Below are 3,717 nucleotides of genomic sequence, written 5' to 3' on the forward strand. Positions count from 1 at the left end.
GGGCCGGGGCAGGTGGAGGTGGACGGGGAGGTCATCACCGCGCGGCGCGGAGTGGTGATCGCGACGGGTTCTCAGCCCGCGGTGCCACCGGTGTCGAACATCAGGCGGGTGCCGTACTGGACGAACCGCCAGGCCATCTCGGCCAAGGAGCCGCCCGCCTCGCTGTTCGTGCTCGGCGGCGGGGCGGTCGGCGTCGAACTGGCCCAGGCCTTCGCCCGGTTCGGCACCAAGGTGACGCTCATCGAGGCGCAGGACCGGCTGCTGCCGCTCGACGAGCCGGAGTCGGGCGAGGTGGTCGCGGAGGCGCTGAAGGCGGATGGCGTCGAGGTGCTCGTCGGCACGAAGGCCGTGGACGTGGACTATGACGAGTCGGAGGGCTTCACGCTCGCGGTGGAGGGGCGGGGCGGCGACCTCACTGCCGAGCGACTCCTCGTCGCCACCGGCCGCCGGGTCGACCTCGCCGCCCTGGGCGTGGACGCCGTCGGCCTCGACGCCTCGGCGAAGTCCCTCGACACCGACGGGCAGCAGCAGGCCGCGCCCGGCCTGTGGGCGGTCGGAGACGTGACCGGGAAGGGGGCGTTCACGCATGTGTCGATGTATCAGGCGGAGATCGCCGCCCGCGCGATCCTCGGTGACCCCGGGCCCGACGCCGACTACCGGGCCGTCCCGCGGGTCACCTTCACCGACCCGGAGGTGGGTGCGGTGGGTATGACGGAGAGTGCCGCCCGGGAAGCCGGGATCAACGTCCGTACCGGCACCGCCCAGGTCCCGTCCTCGGCTCGTGGATGGATTCACAAGGCGGGCAATGAGGGCTTCATCAAGCTCGTCGTCGACGCGGACCGGGGCGTGCTGGTCGGCGCGACCTCGGCCGGGCCCGCCGGGGGAGAGGTGCTCTACGGCCTGGCCGTCGCCGTGCAGGCGGAGGTGCCGGTGGAGCGGCTGCGGCACATGATCTACGCGTATCCGACCTTCCACCGGGGCGTGGAGGACGCGCTCACGGATCTCGGCTGAGGTCGGCCGCCCAGTCGAGCAGCCGGCGCAGGTGGGGGTCGGCGGCGGACGCCACGATGCGCGGGGTGCCGACGGCGACCTCGCCGCCGGTGCCGTCGATGGCGATGAGGGTGCCTTCGGGGAGGGTGCGGCCGGCGGCCCGGATGCCGGTGGCGTCGACGGTGAGGTCCGCGGCCCCTACGACGGCGGGCTTGCCCATCGAGCGCGCCACGACGGCCGCGTGGCTGGCCGGGCCGCCGCGGGCGGTGAGGACGCCCGCGGCGGCGGCGAGACCGTGCAGGTCGAGCGGGGAAGTCTCGGGGCGTACGAGGATGACCGGACCGTCGGCGGCCAGCCGCGCGGCGCGGTCGGGGGTGGTGGCGAGGATGCCGACGGCGACGCCAGGGGAGGCGGGGAGGCCGCGGGTGAGGATGTCCGCGTTCGCTATCCGGGGTGTTCTTACGGGCTGTCGTTGCTGCCGGGGGATCCGGCGGAGGGCTTCGGCGCGGCTGATCGTGCCCGCGTCGGCGAGGTCGACCGCGAGCCGGACGGCGGCGCTTCCGGTGAAGCGGCCGGGGCGGGCCTGGAGGAGCCACAGTTCGCCGGACTCGTAGGTGAACTCGACGTAGCAGGCGTCGCGGTAGTGATCCTCGAGCCGGTCGAGGGCGGCCAGGAGGCGGGACCAGACGGCGGGTTCGCGGGCGGCGAGTTCGTGGAGGGGGCTGGTCAGCGAGGTCCCCGAGACGACGGCGTCGCCCTGGCGGCGGAAGAGGACGTCGCCGAAGGGGACGTGTTCGCCGGTGCTGGGATCGCGGCTGAAGGCGACGCCGCTGCCGCTGTGTTCGTCGCGGTCGCCGTAGACCATCGCCTGGACGGTCACGGCGGTGCCGAGATCGTCGGGGATGCCGTGCAGCTCGCGGTACGTCTGTGCGCGCGGGGTGTGCCAGGACGCGAACACGGTGGTGATCGCGGGTTCCAGGGCATCGGGTCTGTGGTTGAGGATCGTATTCATCATGCCGGGCATCGAGACGCTGCTGCCGGAGCGGACCGAGACGGCGAGCGGGCGCTGCGCCTCCGCTGCGAGGCGGGCGACTGCCTCTGCCAACTCGGCGTCGAGACCGGCTGGGAGACGCCCGTCGCGGAAGTAGGCGCGGCAGGCCTCCGTGGTGATGACGAAACCCGGGGGCACCGGCAGGCCGAGCCGCCGCATGGCGATGAGGCCGTGCGCCTTGGCCCCGAGGAGCGCCGCCGTTTCCGTGACGTCCGCGGTGAGCGGGTGGATCCAGGTCATCGCGGGATGCCGAGCGTCGTCAGCAGATCTTCGTGCAGCTGGAACCACACGGTGTGATACGCGGCGGTGTTGTCCGCGACGTACTCCAACTCGCCGGCCCGCGCCCGGGCGAGCGCGTCGGCGAGCCGGACCGGGTAGCGCCCGAAGCGGTGCAGGACGGCGGACAGCTCCGCGCAGACGGGCTCGGCGCGCCGGTGTAGGTCGAGGAAGCGGTTCAGCACGCGAGCGTCGTAGGCGGTGTCGGTGTGGTCGTTCAGTGTCGGAGGGCCGTCGGTGGCGCGCAACTGCCAGGCTGTGCAGAGGTCGAGCAGTTCGGGGTTGAGGACGAGGAAGCGCTCGAAGGCCGCGGTCACCGCGGTGCGCCCGCCTGCCGCCTCCAGCTCGGCGGCGATCCGCTCTGCGTCCGCCGCCCGGCCGGACTCCGTGAGGCCCCAGCCGCCGAAGTCGCCCGCGGTGTGGGTGACGAGCCCGGCCACGGCGAGGTCGATCAGCTCCGACTCGGCTTCGGACTCGGGGAGTCCGGTCGCCGCGGCGACGCCGGCGAGGCCGGTGAAGCCGGTGCAGCGGAGGGTGTGGAGCACCAGTAGGTCGGTGGCGGTGGGCTGAGGTGAGACGGGCCGGGTCATCGGGCGGCCCTGTTTCCCGAGGCGCGCTTGGTGGCGCCCGCGGTCGCCGCGGCATGTGCGGCGCCTCGCCCCTGGGCGCGGGCGACGATCGTGCCGCGCTTGATACGGACCGCGGATTCGGTCGCGTCGTCGGGGTCCTTCACGCCCGCGGCCGCGGCCAGCAGGCCCCGGTCGTCGAGCACCAGGCGGAGGCGTGGCAGGTCGCCTGGGGCGAAGACGCGGCGCAGGCAGCGGGCCGTGCCGCCGATCCGCAGCCGTACGAGGCGGCCGATTTCGGCGGGGTCGGATGTCGTGACGGCCACGGTGACCTGGTCGCCGTCGCGGGCGGCGCGGACCGCCTCCTCGGCGGCCTCCAGGCGGCTGGTGCCGAGGACCGCGATCACGCCGTCCGCCTCGAAGTCGACGGGGTGATTGGTGATCAGGTCCTGCAGTGCCTCCGGAGGATTCCAGGTGTCGCGGCGGGTTTCCGCGGGACGGATGTGGTCGAGGTACGGCGGTTTCCAGGCGTCGGCGAGGAGGAGGCCTGCCAGGTGCGTGCAGGCCTGGGCGATGTCGAAGGGGTCACCGAGGCTGTGGGCCGGGTCGACCGATGCGCTGGGGCCGTCGAGCAGCCGCAGGACCAGCTCGGAGCGGCGGACCTGCCGGGCGCTCGGGGCGTACGACTCGAGGGCCAGCGCGAGCAGCAGCGCCTCCAGCCGCGTGAGTTGGCCGAACGCGGTGCGCATCGGCTCGTCGTCGAGCACCCCGGCCAGCGGGCGCGGGTGGTCGAACCAGGTGCGGGCGAAGGCGCCGAGGGCGTCGGCGGGGGAG

Annotated in this window: 4 protein-coding genes; 1 reads left to right on the forward strand and 3 read right to left on the reverse strand. The window is 73.9% G+C overall.

Going from position 1 to position 3,717, the window contains the following annotated elements; translation table 11 throughout:
- Positions 1–1,011, forward strand: a 1,011-nt coding sequence (locus tag G5C51_RS40570; protein WP_165245741.1) for a dihydrolipoyl dehydrogenase family protein, incomplete at its 5' end; no start/stop codon positions are given.
- Here the strand turns inward: G5C51_RS40570 and G5C51_RS40575 are convergent.
- The 3 genes from G5C51_RS40575 to G5C51_RS40585 form a co-directional block, all read right to left on the reverse strand.
- The gene (locus G5C51_RS40575; protein WP_165245743.1) at positions 995–2,281 is read right to left on the reverse strand and encodes a PEP/pyruvate-binding domain-containing protein; all 1,287 of its coding nucleotides are present in this window, start codon (positions 2,279–2,281) and stop codon (positions 995–997) included. The two genes, G5C51_RS40570 and G5C51_RS40575, sit on opposite strands and share 17 nt — an antisense overlap.
- Complete coding sequence (locus G5C51_RS40580; RefSeq protein WP_165245745.1) at positions 2,278–2,907, reverse strand: transcriptional regulator; 630 nt, start codon at positions 2,905–2,907, stop codon at positions 2,278–2,280. The genes G5C51_RS40575 and G5C51_RS40580 overlap by 4 nt, the downstream gene beginning before the upstream one ends.
- A partial coding sequence (locus G5C51_RS40585) for a TetR/AcrR family transcriptional regulator (protein WP_165245747.1) occupies positions 2,904–3,717 on the reverse strand: 814 nt, incomplete at its 5' end. The genes G5C51_RS40580 and G5C51_RS40585, both read right to left, overlap by 4 nt.

Origin of the sequence: Streptomyces coryli (assembly GCF_011044975.1) — a bacterium.
Classification (GTDB): Bacteria; Actinomycetota; Actinomycetes; order Streptomycetales; family Streptomycetaceae; genus Streptomyces; species Streptomyces coryli.